The sequence below is a fragment of the Paenibacillus rhizosphaerae genome, assembly GCF_014192015.1.
Classification (GTDB): Bacteria; Bacillota; Bacilli; order Paenibacillales; family Paenibacillaceae; genus Paenibacillus_AQ; species Paenibacillus_AQ rhizosphaerae.
Window position 1 is genome coordinate 280,328 of the sequence record NZ_JACHXJ010000001.1, and the last position, 19,846, is coordinate 300,173.

A 19,846-nucleotide genomic window follows, 5' to 3' on the forward strand; every position below is an offset into this window, starting at 1 on the left:
ACACGGGAGTTCGACGCACCGCGGCATCTTGTGTATTAAGCCTAGACGACCCCTGATCTGCTGGCCCGCTGGTGGGGGCCACACGGGTTCACAAATACGTTTCATGAAATCGACATCACGCCGGGCGGAGCCTGGAAATTTACCATGCACGGACCAGATGGCCGGGCGACTAAAGTTACTTTTCGCCAGACGTTCAAAAAGGAGAAGCAGTTTGAGCAGATCAAACAAATGTGCATTAACGGCAACGAGGAGAATTTCGACCGGTTTGGCCAACTGCTAGAGGAAATAAAGTCCGGTTCCGCGGGTTAAAGCATCGTCCGAAAGGAGCAGGATGTGACAGTCAAAAGCATGGGCATACCGAATGTTGCTGCCGTAATGAAAAAAGGCCCAAGGGCATGATCCCTTGGGCCTATGTACGTTGAAATCAAATGGCAAATACATGACGTCCGATATTTACGGTACGGGCTCGCGTCCAAATCCACTTATTCGTTGCCGTTTTCGGATTATAGTAGTAGAGCGAGTTATGGGTCGGATCCCATCCGCGCACGGCGTCGATGGCGGCACGGTAGGCGGTCCGGTTCGGCTTCATGCCGTACTGGCCGTCGCTGACGGCGGTGAATGCGTTCTTCTGAAAAACGACGCCTTGAATGGTGTCCGGGAACTCGTCCGACTGAATCCGGTTCATGATGACGGCACCGACGGCTACCTGTCCTTTATAGGACTCGCCGCGGGCTTCAGCGTAAATGATTTTAGCCATGATCTCCATATCGTTTTTGCTTAAGGTGTACTTCCGGAGCTGTCTCCACGTAGCGGGACCGACCGTGCCATCCGCAACGGCGCCGTACTCCCTCTGGAATTCCTTGACGCTGGCCTCCGTGCCGGGGCCGAATTTTCCGTCAAGCGTACCGCCATAGAGACCGAGCACCTGCAGCCGGTACTGTAAATCAGAAACTTTGGGATCCTCGCTCCCTAATTTAAGGACGGGAGCCGCTTCGGCATGATCAGCCTTCCACGCGAAGCTTTGAATGACTAAGAGGACGACGAGGATCGAGGTAACTGCCCATTTTTTGGTTGTCATCGAAATCATCTCCTTCACGAGGCATTATAACGGGAGGAGGACGGGCAAGGCAAAGCCATAAACTGGAAAATATGTGGTAAAACCTTGCGGCTCTAAGCGAAATTTTGGAAAAACCGCCGACGCTAAAATGATGGTATGGGTTCGTTTTTTACACGTTACGCATTTGGAACTAATGAATTCGAAGCCGCGGGATGCTATAATTGAACAAAATTGAAAGCGTTTTACTTGGGCGGCAGACGGAGCATTAGGAGCCTTACATAAGGGAGTGCAAGAACGGATGGGGAAACGGAATTGGTTTTACCGCCAGCTTTTTTCATATATGCCGGCCTTTTTAATCGTCATTTCGTTTATTTTTTTCGTCTTCTTTCAAATGCTGGGGGATCAGAGCCGCAAGGAAGCCGTAAAAGCCAATGAGACGCTGATGCTGCAGGCAATGAGCTCCATTGATTCCTCCCTGAAAACGATCGAGCAGATGCTGATGACGGAACTGCTAAATAATCCGGATTTGTCGACTTTTTATAAAAGCGGAACCGAAAACGACTATTACCTGAACATCCGGATCGTCAAGTTTATGAATAATTTCAGAAACTCCTATCCCTTGGTGGATTCCATTTATCTCGTCCGGTCCAGCGACGGATTTGTCCTGAGCAATGCGACCAGCTCCAGCCTGGAAGACTATCCGGATGAGCCTTTTATCAAGCCGTACATCGAGCAGGCCAGGAAGGATGAGGGCTGGAGCGGTGTCCGCTCATTCGAGGAGTTCAGCATCAAAGGGCCGAAACGGGTCGTGAGCCTTGCGCTGAAGGCGCCTTTCCTGAAGACCGGACAGGGATTTCTGGTCGTGAACGTAACGGCGGATGGGCTGAGCCAGTTGATCGAAAGCATGTACAGCCGGGATGTCAGCTACATCCATATCATCGACAAGTCCGGGGCAGACGTGCTGCCGAACGGTAAATCGGAGCAGGAGCGCAGCATCGTGTCGAGCGCCATTTCGCCCGTGACCGGGTGGGATTACCAAAGCGGACTGATAAACGGAAAATGGGTGGACGTGGCCAGCCAGCTCTATAACGTCTGGTTCATCCTCGGTATCGTCATGATCGCTGCGGGCGGCCTGTGGATCGTTTATGCCGCTCGGAAAAATTACAAGCCGATCGAAAGAATCGTCACCCAGGTGCAAAAGTTATCCCAGACGAAGGCGGCGGCCCTGATGCAGGGCAGCGGCCAGGACGAGTTTACTTTTTTGCAGTCCGCCATTAACCAGATGCTGGAGCAGTCCAACACCTATCAGCGCCAGTTCCGCGAGGATCTGCATGTCAAGAAGGCGTATTTGTTCCAGCAGCTGGTCGAAGGGCAGCATCTTCCGAAATCTGAAGAATGGGAGATGCTGCGGGACATGATGCAGCTCAACGATCTCGACATGCCGCAGGTCGTGTGTGTCGTGGAGATCGACAAATTTGCTTCGTTCTGCAGCCAGTTTACTCAAGAGGACCAGTACTTGATGAAGTTCGCCCTGAAGAGCGTCATCCAGGAAACCGCCCAGGAGCACGGAGGCATCGTGTGGACGGAGTGGATTTCGGGGGATGGGCTGGGGGTGCTGGTGCAAATCGAGGAGGTGGACGATCCCCAGGGCCGGGTCACGGATATGCTGGATCATGCAAGAAAATGGGTGCAGGAGCATTTGAAGCTCACTGTAACGATCGGTGCGGGAGCGGTAGCCCGGTGCCCGGCCGAGATTCCGGAATCTTACACCCATGCCCAGCAGGCCCTGAAATATAAAATGGTTCTTGGCAGCAATCGGATCATTTTCTATGACTCGCTGGCCAAAGAGGATCAGGTAGCCATGTTCGATTTTTTTCAGCTGGTCCACTCCATCGCCCAATCGTACCGGATTGGCAAGCCGGACTGGATGGACAAGTACGACCAATTGATTCAAGGCATCGGGCAGCATCTGCTGAGCCGCGACCATATCGTCAGCCTGGCGGATTATTTGATCTATTCCATCGGGCGGGAAATGGGCAAAATGACGAAGGAATATCAGGAGCTGTGGGAGGAAGCCGGACACCGTCCTCTCCAGCAGGCGCTGCATGCGTCCGATACTTTCGAGCAGGTGGAAGAGAGCTTCAAGCAGACGCTGGAATGGTGTTATGAACAGTTGCTGCAGATTCAGGTTACCCGGAATCATTCGGATACGATCCGCAAGGTCCGCGAAACGATGGAGCGGGAATTTGCCAATCCGGATTTGTCGCTCGACTTCCTCAGCGACCGGTTCGACCTCCCGTCCAAAACGCTCAGTAAATTGTTCAAGGAGGAAACCGGGCAGAAGTTTGTGGATTATTTAATCGAGCTTAGGGTCAGCCGCGCCCGGATGCTGCTGGAGAATACGGATCATGCCGTTCAGGAAATCGCAGAAGAAGTCGGATATTTGAATGTCATTTCGTTTGGCCGTATGTTTAAAAAAATCGTAGGCCTGTCTCCGGGGGAATACCGTGATCACATCACCCGGACAGAGCGGGACTCCGCCGCTCTCTGACAAGGCTGTTTGCGCCGATTTCTCAAGGTGCCGTATCCCGCCGGGACAGATCCCTGCGGGATTTTTTTGGGTATGGACGAGGCCGCAAAGAAAAAAGTTGTACGGAGAAAAAGGTTTACCCCGCCAATCTTTTCCTATTGGACCGCCGATTCAGCAGGGACGCGGAAATAAGTTGACCGGGCGAAAGTTGTATATTGAACGCATCCGTGCCGTGCCGATAACATGAAGGCAACTCAAGCGCAAAGGAGAGTCGGCAGGTATGGAAGCAACTCGCAGCAAGGCGGCTTCGCCGCATCCCCCCGGATTGGCCGCCCGACGGAAGAGGGCGGGGTCACAGGCCGGCCGGAAAATAAGGAAGCACTGGCAGTTTTATGTGCTCGTCTTTCTCCCTCTGCTTTATATCGTCATTTTCAAGTACGTGCCCATGTTCGGCGTCATCATCGCATTTAAGGAGTACAACGTCGTACAGGGCATCCTCGGCAGCCCGTGGGCCGGGCTGAAGTACTTCAAGCAGCTGTTCGATACCCCGTTCTTCTGGCAGTACTTTAAGAACACGCTCGAAATTTCGCTGTACGGCATGGCCATCGGATTTCCCGCGCCGATCATCCTGGCGCTGGCGCTGAACGAAATTCGCAACGGCTTGTTCAAGAAATCGGTCCAAATGATTACCTATGCGCCTTACTTCATATCAACGGTCGTCATCGTATCGATCCTGATCGTCAACTTATCGCCGAACGTCGGGCTCTTGAGCAACATCTTCAGGTCGCTCGGGATGGAGCCGATCGATTTTATGGGCCAGGCGGGATACTTCAAAACGATATACGTCCTTTCGGATGTATGGCAGTTTACTGGCTACGGGGCCATCATCTATATAGCGGCGCTGTCCGGGGTCAATCCCGATTTATATGAGGCCGCCAAGGTGGACGGAGCTTCCCGGTTTCAAAAAATTGTCCATATCGACCTTCCCAGCCTCGTTCCGGTCATCGTCATCATGCTGATTCTGAACCTGGGACAGATCATGGGGCTGGGCTTCGAGAAGATCTACTTAATGCAAAATCCGCTGAACCTGAACACGTCGGAGGTCATTTCGACTTACGTCTATAAGATCGGCTTGCTGGGTGCCAACTTCAGCTTCTCGGCCGCAATCGGTCTGTTCAACTCGGTCATTAACTTTGTGCTGCTGATCCTTGTCAATTTCATCGCCAAAAAGATCTCGTCCAACAGTTTATGGTAGGAGGTGCGAAAAGCATGCACTCAACGAAAATACGCGAGGCGGTAGCGGACCGGCTGTTTTTGGGCATCGTCTACCTGTTTTTATCGCTGGTACTGATCGTCATTTTATTTCCTTTGCTGCATGTGCTGAGCGCATCCTTCAGCTCGCCGGCGGCGGTGACGTCCGGGAAGGTATGGCTCTGGCCCGTCAATTTCAGCCTGGTCGGCTACAAGGCGGTATTCCAAAATTCCGATATTTTGATCGGGTTCGGCAATTCGCTCTTTTATTCGGTCGTGGGTACGCTCATTAACGTGTCGTTCACCGTGATGCTGGCCTATCCGCTGGCGCGCAAAACGTTTTACGGCCGCGGGCTGATTATGGTGCTGATCGTGTTTACGATGTTTTTCGACGGCGGGCTGATTCCGAACTATCTGCTCGTCAAATCCCTGGGCATGGTCAATACGAGATGGGCCATGATCATCCCCGGCGCACTGGCCGTATTTCAGGTCATCATCGCCAGAACGTTCTTCCAGTCGCTTCCCGACGAGCTGGCCGAAGCCGCCGAGATGGACGGATGCAGCGACATGAGATTTTTTCTGCAGGTCGTACTGCCGTTATCCAAGCCGATCCTTGCGGTATTGTTCCTGATGTATGCCATCGGGCACTGGAATGCCTACTTCAATGCACTCATTTACCTGAAAGACAACAGCATGTTCCCTCTGCAAATCTTCCTGCGGAACATTCTCATCCTGAGCTCGGAAAATTCCGACATGATGACCAATGTGAACAGCCTGCTCGTGCAGCAGGGGCTGAAGGATTTGCTGAAATATTCGCTTATCGTCGTCTCCAGTGCGCCGGTGCTGATCATTTATCCTTTTGTCCAGAAGCATTTTGTTAAAGGAGTCATGATCGGATCGCTGAAGGGATGAAGGTGGTGGACGGAATTACGTAAGGGGGGTGTGACTGGGTTAACGCTGCAGGATGTTTTGAAGTGGTCATTGGTAAGGGGGCATGGATATGAGCCATTCAAGCAAAGGAGGAATTTCTTTGAAAAAACGGGCATTTATTGGCTTAAGCGTGTTATTGGTATTATCCCTACTGCTGTCTGCATGCGGAGGCTCCAAGCAGGAGCAGAATGACGCAGGGGCCGCTGCCTCGGATCCCAGTAAACCGGTGGAGCTGTCAGTATTCGCACCGCAGCAGGCGGGGATCGAAAACATGGACGTCAACAAGTTCTCCAAGTACATCGAGGACAAGCTCGGCATCAAGTTCAACTGGAGCACGGTGCCGGACGCCGGCTTCAGCGACAAGAAGCTGCTGCTTCTGGCGAGCGGCGACTACCCGGCCGTCATTATGAACGCGGGCATATCCAAGGCGGATCAGATCAAATACGGCCAGCAGGGAGCCTTCATCCCGCTGAACGATCTGATCGATCAATATGCTCCCAACATTAAAAAGGCGATGGAGGACGTGTCTTACCTGAAGCAGGGCATGGTCGCCCCGGACGGCAAAATTTACGCGCTGCCGAAGCTGAACGAATGTCTGCACTGCACCTATGGGCAGCGGATGTGGATCAATACCTCCTGGCTGGAGAAGCTGGGCCTGTCGATGCCGACGACGACCGATGAGTTTTACAACGTTCTGAAGGCCTTTAAGGAGAAAGACCCGAACGGCAACGGCAAAGCCGACGAAATTCCGTTCACGACCTCGTCCGACGGTGTGTGGGGAGGCGGAGTTGATTCGTTCCTGCTGAACGCCTTTATCTATGACAACACCTCGGATTATTTAAGCGTCAAGGATGGCCAGGTCATCTACTCGCCGGCGCAGCCTGAATGGAAAGAAGGACTGAAGTATTTACGCAAGCTGTTTGAAGAGGGCTTGATGGATAAAGCCGTTTTTACGCAGAACAACGATGCGGTGAAGCAGCTGGCCAACAAGCCGGACGCCGCCGTGGGCACCGTCGGATACGCGCTGCTCAGCAGCGCCTTCAGCGTAGATGATTCGAACCCGAGACATAAGGATTACGATGTCGTTCCGCCGCTCAAAGGTCCAAACGGAGTCCAGATGACAGGCTACAGCATCGGCGCGGGCGACGGATCGTTCGTGATCACGAATAAGGCAACGAAAGAGGAGCAGGTTGCTGCCATCAAGCTGGCGGATTACCTCTGGTCCGAAGAAGGAACGGTCATGACCTCCTGGGGCTTTGAAGGCGAAGGCTGGAAAAAAGCCGACAGCGGCAAGCTGGATTACAACGGCAAACCGGCGAAGTATGAAGTCGTTCCGAAAGCTCCATCCGCGAACGGGGAAACGACACTGGACAATTTCTGGTGGCAGCTCGGCACAATGCAGATGCTCAACTCCATCCGCGAATCCTTTGCCGCTCCAAGCGATCCGCTGGGCAACGGTGCCTATGAATACCGCTTGTGGCTGGCCGCCAAAAAATACGAGCCTTTCGCCAAGCCGGAAGTGGTCTATCCTGCGGATACGTTCATTGATCCGGCGGACGCCATGACGGTTGCGCAAATGCAGAAGTCGCTGACCGATTATGTGAAATCGAGCCTGGCGCAGTTTGTGACGGGAAACAAAGACATCGACAAGGATTGGGACAGCTACATCGCCGGCTTCAATGGACTAGGTATTCATACCTGCAATCAAAACCAAGATGGAGGGCATTTCATGATGGTTACGACCGAAAGGATCCGATACGCCGCACAGGTTCAGCCGACCGAACGGCAGCTGGCCGTACAGGAAATGGAATTCTACGCGTTCATTCATTTTACGGTCAATACATTTACGGACCGGGAGTGGGGAGACGGGAAGGAGGACCCGGCTATCTTTAACCCGGCGGAGCTGGATGCCGGCCAATGGGTGGCGGCGATCAAGTCAGCCGGGATGAAGGGGCTGATTCTGACCTGCAAGCATCACGACGGTTTCTGCCTCTGGCCGAGCCGGTATACGGAGCACTCGGTCAAGAACAGCCCGTGGAAGGACGGGCAGGGCGATGTGGTCCGGGAAGTGTCGGAGGCCTGCCGGAGAGAAGGCATACGCTTCGGCATTTACCTGTCGCCCTGGGACCGGCATGAGCCTACATACGGCGATTCGCCGGCGTATAATGAATATTTTACCCATCAGCTGAGGGAGCTGCTGACCGGTTACGGTGACGTGTTCTGCGTCTGGTTCGACGGCGCCTGCGGCGAAGGGCCGAACGGCAAGCGCCAGGAGTACGACTGGGACGCTTACTACGCGCTGATTCGCGAGCTGCAGCCGGAGGCGGCGATTTCGGTCTGCGGTCCGGACATCCGCTGGTGCGGCAACGAAGCCGGCCACTGCAGGGAATCGGAGTGGAGCGTCGTGCCCGCGTCGCTGCGGGATAACGAGAAGATCCAGGCGAAATCGCAGCAGGAGGACGATCCGGCGTTTGCCCGGAGCTACCGGTCGGAGGATGAGGACTTGGGCAGCCGGGCGGTCATCGAGCACGAGCAGGAGCTGGTCTGGTATCCGGCGGAGGTCAACACGTCGATCCGTCCGGGCTGGTTCTACCATGCCTCTGAAGATGACAAGGTCAAATCGCTGGATGAGCTGATGAACGTATATTATGGATCGGTCGGCGGCAACGCGACGTTCCTGCTCAACCTTCCGCCGGACCCGCGCGGTCTCATTCACGAGCGGGACGTCCAGCGCCTGCAGGAGCTGGGGGACCGTATCCGCGGCACGTTTGGCACCAACTTGGCGTCAGGGGCCGCCGTAGAGGCATCCGTCCAAGCCGAAGGCCATCAGGCGGAACAGGTCCTTGACGGACAGCCGGACACGTACTGGGCACCGCCCGAAGGCACGGAGCAGGCGTCGCTGACGCTGGATTTGCAAAGGGAGACCGCCTTTGATCACGTCGTGCTGCAGGAATACCGGTACAGCCAGCGAGTCGAGCGCTTTGAGCTCGAATATCTGGACGGGGACACATGGAAATCAGCTTACACGGGTACGGTTATCGGCCACAAGCGGATTTGCCGTTTTCCCGCCGTCAAGAGCCGTTATATCCGGCTTCAAATCCTGGAGTCCCGTTGGTACCCGCAAATTTCCTCCATCCGGCTCTATCTGCAGCCATAGAACAGAACAATTACAGCTTCGTTTAATCTTATACAATGAAATGATCAGACTCCTCGATGAGGCGACCCGTACAGGGTCTGCCCGCGGGGAGTTTTTTTGCGGTTTTCCGACATTCCGGCCTCAGTATAATGTTAATGAACTTCGAACCAAAATTTCAAATGATGGAAGGTGGGATATTCGTATTGGATAGATCTTCACTGTACACCGATCTCGTAACTTACCCTTCCGGATGGAAAATGGGCATGCATGTGCATCCCCATTTCGAAATCTGCGTAGTCACTTTCGGACGAGGTGTATTTTATGCAGAAGACCAGGTCTTTTCGATTCAGGAGGGGGACGTTATCCTGATCACCCCCGGCGTACCTCACGACTACAGCTCCGTCACACCGATCCGCTTCGCCGTCCTGCAGGTTGACCATTTGTCGCATGAGCTTGAAAGGTTATTTTTTCAAATGACGAATGAAGAAACGCTGCACCTGTTTCCCCTGGCCCATTATGCATTGGAGCGTTTTGAGAAATTGTTCAGCGTGTGGCTTCACATCACGTCCGTGCGCCCGAACCAGCTGTTTAACCGGTTTTTAAAAACATGGGTCGAATTATTTCTGTTGTTCTTATTGGAGCGCATCGAACAGCAGGATTCCAGAATCACGCTGGACGCCGTTGCCGAGTACATCCGCACCAACCTGGACAAAGAAATGAAGGTGACCGATTTGGCGCGGATGATCCGCATGTCGGAGAGCGGGCTGCGCGCCTGTTTCAAAAAGACTTACGGTCTCTCGCCCAAGCAGTATTTACAGCAGTACCGGATGTCCGAAGCTAAAATGCTGCTTACCTCTTCCGACAAGACGGTTCAGCAAATCGCGAGTGAGGTCGGATTCCCCAATATTCATGCGTTCTCCGCCTGGTTTCATAAGCAGATGGGGTTGTCTCCCACGGCCTGGAGGAAAGAGCAGCGAAGGAGGGGCGGGTAAAAGAACGCGGTCTGTCTTTGAGGAATGTTCATCGATAATCGTAAAACTTGTGAAGTTTTTTATAAATACAGCGAAGGCGCCAATTTATAAAATAGGCTTGCACGTTTAAGAAAACGCTGTCAAAAAGAAAACACTGTCAAAGGAGGGGGAATCCGCTAAATCCGCAAAAATCGGCTAGGAGGTGTCTGCTTGTCCCGTTCAAGTGCAGAGGTTCGACCGTCTGTTCAGGTCCGTTCGTCTAGGGGACCCATGAGCAAAATCGCAAAAGTGAATCTTCGAAACGGTCTGCTGTTCGTTTCACCCTGGCTGGCAGGGTTTGCCGCCTTTTCGCTGCTGCCGTTTCTCTTATCCCTGTACTACAGCTTTACGACTTACGATGTGGTCAGCTCGCCCGTATGGGTAGGGGTGGATAATTTTGTGCAGTTATTCAAAGACCCGTTATTCTGGAAATCGATTACCAACACGATGTACTATACCTTATTTTCGGTTCCGCTCGGCATCGTGTTTGGCGTAGCTCTGGCGCTGCTGCTGAACATGAAGGTCAGGGGAATGGCTTTGTACCGGACGATTTTTTACCTGCCCAGCATCGTTCCGGTTGTCGCATCATCCGTGCTGTGGCTGTGGCTGTTCGACCCGCAGTTCGGACTGATCAACGGCCTGCTGGATGCCATCGGCATAGAGGGTCCGGGGTGGCTGGTCGACCCGGCCTGGTCCAAACCGGCCCTGATCGTGATGGGGCTGTGGGGAGTCGGCGGCGCGATGATCATCTACCTCGCAGGACTCCAGGATATTCCGCAGGAAATGTACGAGTCGGCGCAGATCGACGGGGCGGTATGGTGGCAAAAAATCGTCTATATTACGCTCCCGATGCTGAGTCCGGTCATTTTCTTCAACTTAATCATGGGCCTGATCGGTTCCTTTCAGTATTTCACACAGGCTTACATTATTACATCCGGCGGACCCAACGATTCTACACTGTTCTATTCGCTGTATCTGTACAAGAACGCCTTTTCTTACTTCCATATGGGGTATGCCTCGGCTATGGCATGGATATTGTTCTTGCTGATTATGGCCGTCACGCTGCTTGTATTTAAGAGCTCGGCGCGCTGGGTTTTCTATGGCGGGGAAAGGTAAAACGATATCGGAGGTGCATGGAATGAAGTCAACGCTCAAACCGTTCTTATCAATGGTACTGATTCTGCTGATGCTTGCCGGCTTAATAGCTTGTTCCTCACCGGGTTCTCCGGCCGCCGGGCAGGACGGCACGAAGGAAGATACTTCCGCCCCGTCTTCCGATTCCGGGAAGAAAGGCGACGGAAAAGCCGTAGAAGTTACATATTGGCATATGTGGACGAGTGACTGGAAGAAGCTGATCGACAGCCTGGTTGATGAGTTTAATCAGACGCATCCCGGAATTCATGTGACCGCACTCTCCATTACGGGCGATGCCAACGCCAAATTTTTGACGGCCCAGGCCGGCGGGGATCCGCCTGACGTGATGACCCAATGGAATCAGATCATTCCCTCCTGGGCGGAAAAGGGAGCCATCGCTAATCTTGATCCGTACATTCAGGCCGACGCGCCGGATTTGGGCGAATGGATGTATCCCACGGTCAAGGAGATCGGCACCTACAAGGGAAGCATGTATGCGATTCCATTCTCGATGAATACGCTGGCGATGTATTACAACAAGGATATTTTGAAAGAGGAAGGGTTCGATCCGGAAAAACCGCCAGCCACGATCCAGGAGCTGGATGCGATGCAGGATAAATTGTGGAAACTGGATAAGCGCGGATTCATCCAGCGGGTCGGCTATATGCCGAGCGGGCTTACCCAGTGGAGCACCGCTTTCGGCGGGAAATGGGCGGATGAGGACGGCAAGCCGACGGCAACCGATCCGAACAACCTGGCCACATTGGAATGGTTTCAGTCATATGCGAAAAAGTATGATCCGACTAAAGTCGCCGCTTTTAACAAAAGCATGTCGTCCAACGTAAACTCGGCGTGGTCTTTCCTCAGCGGCAAGCAGGTCTTCGCGATGGACGGCATGTGGAGGCTGGAGGATCTGAAGAATTATGCTCCGGACCTTCAGTACGGCGTGATGACACTGCCTTACCCGGAAGGAACCGGAAAGCCGGACGGGACCTGGGTCAATGGAAACTTTAACATCATTCCGGAAAAAGCCAAGCACCCGAAAGAAGCGTGGGAATTCATCCTGTGGCTGACCGGCTACCATAACGAAGACTGGGCGGCGAAAATGCTGACCAAGGGCGGATGGATTCCGCCATCGCCAAAAATTACGGAGAAACAGGCTTACCAGGACTTTATGAATGAAATTCCGGCCAGAAAAACGTTTGTCGATCTGCTTGGTAGCCCCAACGCGAAGATCACACCGGTTATTCCGGTGCAGCAGTATTATTGGGACCGGGCGGCAAAAGCCGAAGAATCCGTCATGACGGGTAACAAAGATCCCAAGCAGGCGCTGGAAACCTTGCAGAAAGAAGTCGAGGAAGAGATCGCCAAGGCTGGCGGCAAATAACGGATAAGGGCAGGGGGAAAGGGATCCATTTCGGATATCCCTTCCTCCTTGCGCCACAACCGTGAAAGGAGAGGCCCAAAATGCTTGATATCAACGCACAGCCTACCACGAAATTAAGCAGAACAAAGAAAGGCGTGTATAAACAGCTGATCGCCCATGTTTGCTTGATCGTACTGGGCATCACCTTCCTTTTCCCTTTTGTATGGATGCTGTCCACCGCGCTCAAACCGGAAGCGCAAATTTTCAAATGGCCGCCTGAATGGATCCCGGATCAGTTTCTATGGTCGAATTTTCCGGAGGCGCTGACGTTTGTCCCGTTCGGAACTTACGTCATCAATACGTTAACCATTTGCATATGGGCGATGGTCGGCACATGCGTATCCTCCGCTCTGGTGGCCTACGGGTTTGCCAAAATCCAATGGCCGGGACGGAACGTACTGTTCATGATCATGCTCAGCACGATGATGCTGCCCTCGCAGGTCACGATGATTCCGATTTTCGTCATTTTCAAAAAGATCGGCTGGGTGGGAAGCTATAAACCGCTCATTATCCCGGCATTTTTAGGCGGTGCGTTTTTTATTTTTCTGCTGAGGCAGTTTTTTCTGACGATTCCGCAGGAATTGTCCGAGGCGGCCAAAATTGACGGCTGTTCGGAATTCCGGACCTTCTGGCAGATCATTCTCCCGCTCGCGCGTCCGGCGTTTGCCACAGTAGCGTTATTTACGTTCATGAACAACTGGAACGACTTCATGGGACCGTTAATTTATTTGAGCGATGAGAAAATGTACACCGTATCGCTTGGTTTACAGCAGTTTATCGGTCAGTACGGCACGCGCTGGGGGATGCTGATGGCGGCTTCCACCGTGGCGACGCTGCCCATTATCATTTTGTTCTTTTTTGCCCAAAAGACCTTTATCCAGGGGATTTCGACGACAGGTATCAAAGGCTGACAGGTTGACTGGCCTGGCGGCTAGCCGTGTGCAGCTTGATCAAAGGGAGGAATTCGGTAGTGAAGAAGATCGTATTTATCGGGGCAGGAAGTCTCGTGTTCACGAAAAACCTGGTTCGAGACCTGCTTACATTTCCTGCACTCACGGACAGCATCATCGCTTTGGTTGACATTGACGAGGAGCGCCTTGGATTTGCGAAGAAGACGGTAGAGAAAATCATTTCGGCCGGACACTATTCCGCTAAAGTCGAGGCGCATACCGACAGAGCCAAGGCGCTCGATGGGGCGGACGGAGTCGTCTGCACCATCTTGGCGGGAAGCCTGGACGTATGGCGGAAAGACATCGAAATCCCCAAACAGTACGGCGTGGACATTAATGTCGGGGATACGCGCGGGCCATCGGGCATATTCAGGGCGCTCCGGACGATTCCGGTGATGCTGGACATTTGCCGCGATATCGAGCGGTGCTGTCCGCAGGCGGTATTTCTGAATTATACGAATCCGATGGCGATGCTGTGCAGGGCGATGCAGAGCGAAACGAACGTAATCGTGACAGGTCTGTGCCACAGCGTTCAGGGTACGGCATCGATGCTGGCCAGGTGGATCGGTGCACCTAAAGAGGAGATCACGTATCTCTGCGCAGGCATCAATCATCAGGCATTTTATCTGGATTTTCGCTGGAACGGCCAGGACGCGTATCCGCTCATTCGGGAGGCGATGAACCAGCCGGACGTATACAACGAGGAGCAGGTCAGAAACGAAATGTTCCTTCACCTGGACTATTACGTCACGGAATCCAGCGGCCATAACTCTGAATACAATGCCTGGTTCAGAAAGCGGCCGGATTTGATTGAAAAGTACTGCACGCACGGCACGGGCTGGAATCCCGGGGAATACGCGTATATTATCAAAGGCTACGAGCAGAGGCAGGGCAGCTGGAAGGAACAGATGCAGCGCTGGATGGATGAGCCCATCGATTTAAACCGGGGCGAAGAGTACGCCGCTTATATCTTTAACGCCACGATCGGGGACGGCACGCTGTTTAAATTCAACGGCAACGTCCGTAACCACGGCTTGATCGACAATTTACCGGACGGCTGTTGCGTTGAGGTGCCGGTATTGGCGTCGAAGCGCGGGCTGGAGCCGATCCATGTGGGAGCCCTGCCGGATCAGCTGGCGGTCTTGACCAACATAAGCGCCCGCTGCGAAGAGATGGCCGTAGAAGGCGCGCTTTCAGGCGATCCGCGAAAAGTGTTCCACGCGGTATGCTTCGATCCGCTGACTTCCGCGGTCCTCAGCCTGGATGAGATCAAATCGATGGTTGATGAGATGTTTGAAGCCAATCGCGAATATTTGCCGCAGTTTAAACATTTCAAATCATAGCTCATCAGCGGAACTCCCGATGAAACTTTTTCCATCTTGGTTTCGTTTAACAAGGTGGAGGCGATAATACACAATGAAACTTAATCGGAGAATTGGATTTACATTAGCAGCCGGTTTGATGGGAGCAAGCCTGCTGGCTGCTGCAGCCGGTGCGGCCCCTGCAGGGAGCGCTGCTGCGCCGGTGCAGGTGCCGGCACAAGCGGTGGAGAAGGTCGTCGTGACCGACGCGACCAAGATCAGCAAGCTGAATCATACCAGCGTCACGCCATTAATCATAGAAGCCGAGAAACGGTATTTTTATGCCCTGGGCGGCGGCAAGGGATTAGGGGACACATTTGAGATCAATGGCCGGCAGTACCGGTACTTGTCCGATGATATCGGAACCCGGGAGAAGCTGATGGATTACTTGAAATCCGTGTATACGGAAAAGGCAGCGGCCTATTTTGTGGATAAATATTTCATTTCTCATGACGGACGACTGGCTCAGCAGAACGCTGATGGCGGCAATATTCTGGAGTTCGACAAGGCGACGGCCAAACTGCTCAGCATGACCGATACGCAGCGCGTGTATAAGCTGAGCGTTCCTTATCCGGAGCATCTTCAAGGTCCGGCCTACGTGACGGTCAAGTTTGAGAAAGTCGGACAATTTTGGAGAGTGGGCACCGCTCCGCATGCGATATTCTAGAAGTGTTCCGGCTTCAGCAGCTTCTCGGATCGCCGGGCAGCAGCGCTTGAAAACCGAATAAGCATATGTGAAGAAGCTGCGTATTTTTACGCAGCTTTTATATTTGCGATTCGATTTCAAGGAGATGGCGCAGGAGGCGGATCGATGGGCCGCGACTCCATGCCGAACCGGTTGGAAATGGCATTTTTATAAATCCGATTGGCGTTTTTGTTCATATTCAAACCGGGTCCGTCGTCTTTACAATCAAAGAGAAAGATGCAGCGCATCTTGCTTAAATACCTTGGACTGGAAGGAGGTTGGACCGAATCTTGTAACCGCTGTCAAAATAAAAGTTCATCAAAGGAGGATGTTGAAGCGATGCGCAAGAAGCTGCCCGTGATCCTATTGGCCGTTACGATGATGTTAGGAGGCGCCGCGCCGGGAACGGACACCGCCAGGGCCGCCGCCAAGGAGCCCCAAACGCTGAATCCCGCGGATGAATATCTGCCGCTGGGTCCGGATGGACGAAGCCGCCTGTACCCGAAGGATTGGTATCCGGGTTACCAGGACGAGCAGGGGAGATACGTACACGATTATTCCTATGCGGGTTATCACCGCGGCATGGAGGATATTCCTTCCGTGAAGAAAAACAAAGGTATAGATGTCACGCAGGCGCCATATCACGCCGACCCCACCGGAAACACGGATGCGACGGCGGCCATTCAGCACGCCATCGATGATGCGGCTTCGAGGGGAGGGGGCGTCGTCTATCTCCCGAAGGGAACCTATCGGGTGGCACCGGAGGCAGGCAAGGATTATGCTTTGAACATCCGCGCGGGCCACATCGTGCTGAAAGGCGACGGGATGGACAAGACCCGAATTTATAACGCCCAGGAAAACATGAAAAACAAGGATATTATCCGGGTCGGCGGCGGAGATTGGAAAAAGACCGATGTCTCCACTACCTTGACGAAGTCGGTATCCGAACCGACCGTGCTGCTTCCGGTAGCGGATGCAAGCAGGTTTGCCGTTGGCGACTATGTAGTCATTTCGTTCGAGACGACGGAGGGATTTCTGAAAGAGCTGGGCATGCAAAATAAATGGTCGTCCCGTCTGGGCAAGGTGGAGCCGCTGTTCTACCGGCAGATCGTTGGGGTGGATCCGGTTCACCATACATTAACGCTGGATATTCCTACCCGATATCCCATGAAGCTGAGGGACCATATCGCGATTGCCAAGACCGAACGTCCGATAGAAGAGATCGGGCTGGAAGACTTCTCTATTGCCAACGTGCAAAACCCCAAATCCGGGCTGGGCGAAGACGATTTTAAAGTGGTCGGCACGGCCGGTTATGAAAGCGATAACGCCAAGGCCGTCAATATGGTGGCTGTCGCCAACAGCTGGATCCGCAACATTAGCACGTATAAACCGCCGGGGAATCAGGACTACCATATTTTATCCAAAGGCATTATCCTCGACCGGACCAAAAATGTTACCGTTGAGAATGTCACCATGCAGTACCCGCAGTACAGGGGAGCGAACGGCAACGGATATTTGTACCAACTGATCGGAAACGACAATCTGATCACAGACAGCAAGGCTGTGGGAGCAAGGCACAGCTATACCTTCGCCAATTTTTCTTCCAATGGAAACGTGCTTTACCGGGATTACTCGGAGAATCCGTCGCTGCTCACGGATTTCCATATGTATTTAAGCATGGCCAACCTGATTGACAATCTCGTGGTCAATGGGGATACCATTTCCGCCATTACCCGGGATTACGGTTCGTCGCCTACCAACCGTCACGGTGTCGTGACCACCGAAAGCGTGTTCTGGAACACGACCGGGGAAGCGTCGCATCCCAGCAAGCCCGGCGTGATCGTGGAGTCGGAACAATTCGGGAACGGATACGTGATTGGTACCCAGGGGAACGACGACGGGGTCAATGTACATATCACCGGCTCGATTCCCGATGCGAACACGCAGCCTTTCGACATGGCCGAAGGGATTGGCGAAGGAAAGCGGCTGTCGCCTCAGAGCTTATTTGCCGACCAGAGCAAGCGCCGGCTGCAGCGTCTGGGTGCCGGACTCAAGTCGCTTCTGATCGAAGGGCAGCCGATAGCCGGCATGCAGTTCTTAAGAACGGAATACGACTATACGCTGCCTTATGGGACGACGAAACCTCCGGTGATCGCGGCGGAACCGCTGGAGAACGGTGCGAAAGTATCCGTGTCCCAGCCCAAGGATGTAAACGGCACAGGGGAGATCAAGGTGTTCTACCGTGGTGACGTGCAGAACATTCGGGTTCGTTTTCATGTCGCAGACACCCCAGTCCTCCCCGAGAATATTACGGTCACGCCGGACAAAAGCGTTCCTGGCTGGAGGGTGACCGGTAATGCGATCAGTGCCGGTAGAAGCGGCCAACTTGCCTCGTACCTGACACTGGACAATGGGGACATGGTCAATGTGAAAGACTTGAATGTTCCCGTCAGCTACCGGGTGAGCGATGACACCATTGGAACGGTGGAAGGAAACACCTTCCATGCGTTGAAGCCCGGGACGGTGGATATTATCGCAAGCTGCGTTTTCGAAGGGGTGACCGTAGAGGCGAAGGAGACCTTTGAGGTTAAGGAAGCCATGCAGGAGCCGCCCGGACCGCTGGCCGATATTGTAAAGGTTACGGCCAGCGCCGATGACGGAAATGTTCCGGTCAACACCATCGACCGGGACCCGGATTCGAGATGGTCGGCGGACGGCAAGGGTCAATACCTGCAGCTGGAGCTGGCCGAAGAAACGGAAATCGATCAGGTCAGCATTTGGTTTTACAACGGCCACACCCGGTCCAATGACTTCGATCTGGAAGTTTCGGGGGACGGCATCCATTATGAGAAAGTACTCAGCGGCATATCCAGCCAGAAGCAGGCCGGATACGAAACGTTTGCATTTCCGCCGGTTCGGGCCAAGTATGTCCGTTATGTCGGACAAGGAAATGAGCTGAATAGCTGGAACAGTATCACGGAATTTTGGGTACATGCATCTTCCAAAGCCGACTGAAGGAAAGAGCGAAATGTATACTCGGTGAGAAAAAAACCAGCCTGGACTACCCGTTCAGGCTGGTTTTCAACTTTCCTATTCATTTTTTTCGTGAACTTTGTTCGAGCATTCGATATCCGTTGTCTCAGGGACATCATGCGGCTCTCCATACCTTGTATGATCCGTACGGAACGCCTTCATGAGCGAGCAAACTTGGATGGACGTATGTACCTCTCAGTTACCCGAATGAAGTATGGACACTCTGTTCGACGAGTTCCCTTAGTTCAGCCTTATACGCTGCATATTGAACTGTGCTGATGCTTCCTTTGCGCAGGCGCTCATCCAGCTGTTGGGTCAGCTGCGATACTTGCAGATCGATGATTCTCTGGATGTCGGCTCCCTGGTCAGCGGCGATGTCATGCAGGGACTTGCCTTCATACAGTGCCTCATACAGTTCCTCGTCGGAGTCCTGATGGAGAGCTTCCAGCAGTTCGTCTTTATCCTTTACGCCGGCGGCTGCCCATTTGGCGGCCGGGCTTGCGCTTGTGATGGAGGCGCTTAACGCGGTGCTTCCAAAGGACATGATCACGACCATCGTTCCGACAATCATCACTCGCTTTATATTCATGGTTAAAAATCCTCTTTTCATGTATTTTGTTACGGGTCATCTGTGAGAACGGGTATGTGGGTGGTGAGATCTTCAGCCTAAGGTCATTATAGACAGCAAACCTGAGGAAAACCTTAAAGATTCTATAACCGTACCTAAAGTTATACGGATTCATTGCGGATCAGGTTTCAATTAACGGAATAAAAACCAACGGAAAGCTAAAAAGCTTTCCGTTGAGGTATTTCCTGTTATACCGCCGGCGGATTCGAGTAGGCCGCAGCGTTGAAGCTTTCCGGACCGGTACGCGTCGGGACGACGAGGACGGTTGCGGGTACGCTGACGATTCCTTGGTAGACAATGAATCCCGGATTCGGCGGATGGTAATCAATTCCGTCCCCGGACAAAACGGTCGTTGTCAATGCGCCTGCCACAAGAGGCAGGGTTTGAGTCACGGAATAAACTGTTGTTGGTACACCGTTTATGATGCGGTTCACCGTAATCGTTACCGGAGTCAGAACCGAAATCAATGCGCTCAGCGTAAATGTGTAATTGAACACGACCCGAAGATCCGTTCCGGCTGTCGAAGTATTCAGTCCGAGCGTACCAAACAGTGCCGAAGCAGGTGGATTGAGAAGATTAATAACAGGACCTAACGGAATGGAGATGCCTCCGGCCGTACTAGCATTCTGTGATACCTGCGTATCTACTAAAAAATTTGGCATCCGTTGAACCTCCTTTTCCGAAGAGATAGTAAAGGATATGCTTGATTTCAGAG

15 protein-coding genes and 1 pseudogene are annotated in these 19,846 nt (G+C 53.2%); 13 read left to right on the top strand and 3 right to left on the bottom strand.

What is annotated here, in order from left to right:
• Window positions 1–57 precede the first annotated feature (57 nt).
• Entirely contained in the window at window positions 58–309 is a 252-nt protein-coding gene (locus FHS19_RS01105) for an SRPBCC family protein (protein WP_312887163.1), read from the top strand.
• A 115-nt stretch (window positions 310–424) separates the two neighbouring features.
• Here FHS19_RS01105 and FHS19_RS01110 read toward each other — a convergent pair whose 3' ends face one another.
• On the bottom strand, window positions 425–1,078 hold the full coding sequence (locus FHS19_RS01110; RefSeq protein ID WP_246426393.1) for a cell wall hydrolase: 654 nt from the start codon (window positions 1,076–1,078) through the stop codon (window positions 425–427).
• 277 nt (window positions 1,079–1,355) lie between these two features.
• On the opposite strand from FHS19_RS01110, the gene FHS19_RS01115 reads away from it, so the two are divergent.
• The 12 genes and pseudogenes from FHS19_RS01115 to FHS19_RS01170 all read left to right on the top strand — a co-directional run bounded on the left by FHS19_RS01115 (window position 1,356) and on the right by FHS19_RS01170 (window position 18,485).
• Window positions 1,356–3,608 (top strand): helix-turn-helix domain-containing protein, encoded by a 2,253-nt coding sequence (locus FHS19_RS01115; protein WP_183577456.1) that lies wholly within the window; start codon window positions 1,356–1,358, stop codon window positions 3,606–3,608.
• A 259-nt stretch (window positions 3,609–3,867) separates the two neighbouring features.
• Window positions 3,868–4,842, top strand: coding sequence for an ABC transporter permease (locus tag FHS19_RS01120; RefSeq protein WP_183577458.1), 975 nt, complete (start codon window positions 3,868–3,870; stop codon window positions 4,840–4,842).
• A 14-nt stretch (window positions 4,843–4,856) separates the two neighbouring features.
• The gene (locus tag FHS19_RS01125; protein ID WP_183577461.1) at window positions 4,857–5,750 is read left to right on the top strand and encodes a carbohydrate ABC transporter permease; all 894 of its coding nucleotides are present in this window, start codon (window positions 4,857–4,859) and stop codon (window positions 5,748–5,750) included.
• 88 nt (window positions 5,751–5,838) lie between these two features.
• A pseudogene (locus FHS19_RS35600) lies at window positions 5,839–7,455 on the top strand (ABC transporter substrate-binding protein); the annotation flags it as partial.
• Window positions 7,456–7,500: 45 nt separating this feature from the next.
• Window positions 7,501–8,925, top strand: coding sequence for an alpha-L-fucosidase (locus FHS19_RS35605; protein ID WP_376771828.1), 1,425 nt, complete (start codon window positions 7,501–7,503; stop codon window positions 8,923–8,925).
• Between the two features lie 182 nt (window positions 8,926–9,107).
• Window positions 9,108–9,896 carry a helix-turn-helix domain-containing protein gene (locus FHS19_RS01140; protein ID WP_183577464.1) on the top strand — a complete coding sequence of 263 codons (789 nt, stop codon included), beginning with the start codon at window positions 9,108–9,110 and terminating at the stop codon, window positions 9,894–9,896.
• A gap of 249 nt (window positions 9,897–10,145) precedes the next feature.
• On the top strand, window positions 10,146–11,030 hold the full coding sequence (locus tag FHS19_RS01145; RefSeq protein WP_183577468.1) for a carbohydrate ABC transporter permease: 885 nt from the start codon (window positions 10,146–10,148) through the stop codon (window positions 11,028–11,030).
• A gap of 22 nt (window positions 11,031–11,052) precedes the next feature.
• Window positions 11,053–12,435, top strand: coding sequence for an ABC transporter substrate-binding protein (locus FHS19_RS01150; protein WP_183577471.1), 1,383 nt, complete (start codon window positions 11,053–11,055; stop codon window positions 12,433–12,435).
• Between the two features lie 80 nt (window positions 12,436–12,515).
• The gene (locus tag FHS19_RS01155) at window positions 12,516–13,385 is read left to right on the top strand and encodes a carbohydrate ABC transporter permease (RefSeq protein WP_183577474.1); all 870 of its coding nucleotides are present in this window, start codon (window positions 12,516–12,518) and stop codon (window positions 13,383–13,385) included.
• A 59-nt stretch (window positions 13,386–13,444) separates the two neighbouring features.
• Window positions 13,445–14,767, top strand: coding sequence for an alpha-galactosidase (gene melA / locus FHS19_RS01160; protein ID WP_183577478.1), 1,323 nt, complete (start codon window positions 13,445–13,447; stop codon window positions 14,765–14,767).
• Between the two features lie 73 nt (window positions 14,768–14,840).
• Window positions 14,841–15,452 carry a DL-endopeptidase inhibitor IseA family protein gene (locus FHS19_RS01165; protein ID WP_183577481.1) on the top strand — a complete coding sequence of 204 codons (612 nt, stop codon included), beginning with the start codon at window positions 14,841–14,843 and terminating at the stop codon, window positions 15,450–15,452.
• 357 nt (window positions 15,453–15,809) lie between these two features.
• Window positions 15,810–18,485, top strand: coding sequence for a discoidin domain-containing protein (locus tag FHS19_RS01170; protein WP_183577484.1), 2,676 nt, complete (start codon window positions 15,810–15,812; stop codon window positions 18,483–18,485).
• Window positions 18,486–18,702: 217 nt separating this feature from the next.
• Here FHS19_RS01170 and FHS19_RS01175 read toward each other — a convergent pair whose 3' ends face one another.
• Both FHS19_RS01175 and FHS19_RS01180 read right to left on the bottom strand, forming a co-directional pair.
• On the bottom strand, window positions 18,703–19,092 hold the full coding sequence (locus FHS19_RS01175) for a hypothetical protein (protein ID WP_183577487.1): 390 nt from the start codon (window positions 19,090–19,092) through the stop codon (window positions 18,703–18,705).
• 227 nt (window positions 19,093–19,319) lie between these two features.
• Complete coding sequence (locus FHS19_RS01180) at window positions 19,320–19,793, bottom strand: hypothetical protein (protein WP_183577489.1); 474 nt, start codon at window positions 19,791–19,793, stop codon at window positions 19,320–19,322.
• Between the last annotated feature and the right edge of the window lie 53 nt (window positions 19,794–19,846).

Bases quoted from the DNA above. Each gene is read 5' to 3' on its own strand.
- FHS19_RS01150 (WP_183577471.1), top strand. From the start codon at position 11,053: ATGAAGTCAACGCTCAAACCGTTCTTATCAATGGTACTGATTCTGCTG.
- FHS19_RS01125 (WP_183577461.1), top strand. From the start codon at position 4,857: ATGCACTCAACGAAAATACGCGAGGCGGTAGCGGACCGGCTGTTTTTG.
- FHS19_RS35605 (WP_376771828.1), top strand. From the start codon at position 7,501: ATGGTTACGACCGAAAGGATCCGATACGCCGCACAGGTTCAGCCGACC.
- FHS19_RS01180 (WP_183577489.1), bottom strand. From the start codon at position 19,793: ATGCCAAATTTTTTAGTAGATACGCAGGTATCACAGAATGCTAGTACG.
- FHS19_RS01115 (WP_183577456.1), top strand. From the start codon at position 1,356: ATGGGGAAACGGAATTGGTTTTACCGCCAGCTTTTTTCATATATGCCG.
- FHS19_RS01170 (WP_183577484.1), top strand. From the start codon at position 15,810: ATGCGCAAGAAGCTGCCCGTGATCCTATTGGCCGTTACGATGATGTTA.
- FHS19_RS01175 (WP_183577487.1), bottom strand. From the start codon at position 19,092: ATGAATATAAAGCGAGTGATGATTGTCGGAACGATGGTCGTGATCATG.
- FHS19_RS01145 (WP_183577468.1), top strand. From the start codon at position 10,146: ATGAGCAAAATCGCAAAAGTGAATCTTCGAAACGGTCTGCTGTTCGTT.
- FHS19_RS01165 (WP_183577481.1), top strand. From the start codon at position 14,841: ATGAAACTTAATCGGAGAATTGGATTTACATTAGCAGCCGGTTTGATG.
- FHS19_RS01110 (WP_246426393.1), bottom strand. From the start codon at position 1,078: ATGACAACCAAAAAATGGGCAGTTACCTCGATCCTCGTCGTCCTCTTA.
- FHS19_RS01155 (WP_183577474.1), top strand. From the start codon at position 12,516: ATGCTTGATATCAACGCACAGCCTACCACGAAATTAAGCAGAACAAAG.
- FHS19_RS01120 (WP_183577458.1), top strand. From the start codon at position 3,868: ATGGAAGCAACTCGCAGCAAGGCGGCTTCGCCGCATCCCCCCGGATTG.